This is a genomic window from Pseudonocardia sp. N23 (genome assembly GCF_002583555.1).
Lineage (GTDB): Bacteria > Actinomycetota > Actinomycetes > Mycobacteriales > Pseudonocardiaceae > Pseudonocardia.
The window spans coordinates 1-753 of the sequence record NZ_BEGX01000172.1 but is presented as its reverse complement, the minus strand read 5'-3'; the positions used below and the strand labels follow the sequence as shown (position 1 = coordinate 753).

Annotated in this window: 1 protein-coding gene; it reads left to right on the top strand. The window is 66.5% G+C overall.

The window, feature by feature from the left end:
• The first annotated feature begins 123 nt into the window (after positions 1-123).
• On the top strand, positions 124-753 hold the full coding sequence (gene hxlA / locus TOK_RS31440) for a 3-hexulose-6-phosphate synthase (protein WP_098961624.1): 630 nt from the start codon (positions 124-126) through the stop codon (positions 751-753).

The window sequence follows — 753 nt, the reverse complement described above, 5'->3', positions numbered from 1 at the left end:
GTGGTTATCCGGTGCGCGTATCGGGGGATTGCGTTTTCGCATGTGCTGAGGTGTTGCCGGTGTGGGCGGTTGCGGTGATGGTTCTGGGGACTTGGCCGAACTCGTGGCGATGAGGAGAATGTCGTGAAGCTGCAGGTGGCGTTGGATGTGCTGGACCTTCCTTCGGCGTTGACCCTGGCGTACCAGGTGGCCGAGCACGTGGACATTCTCGAGCTGGGGACGCCGTTGGTGAAGTCCGCGGGTATCGCCGCGGTGACGGCGATCAAGGCTGCGCACCCGGACAAGCTGGTTTTCGCTGACCTCAAGACTGCTGATGCGGGTGAGCTGGAGGCGGAGCTGGCGTTCGAGGCCGGCGCGGATCTGGTGACGGTGATGGGGTCGGCTGATGACGACACCATCCGTGGTGCGGTCGCGGCCGGGAACAAGTACGGCAAGCAGGTCGTGGCGGACATGATCAGCGTCGTGGAGGGGCGGGTCGCCCGGATCCGCGAGGTGTCGAAGCTGGGTGTGTCGTTCGTGGAGATCCACGCGGGGCTGGACGAGCAGGCGCGTCCGGGGTACTCGATCGAGCAGCTGCTCGAGGACGGTCGTCAGGCGGGGGTTCCGTTCTCGATCGCCGGTGGTGTAAAGGCGGACACGATCGGTTCGGTGCGTGAGGCCGGTGCTGTGGTTGCGGTGGCGGGTGGCGCGATCTACAGCGCCGCTGACCCCGGCGCCGCGGCGGCCGAGCTCAAGAAGCGCGCCACCCGCTGA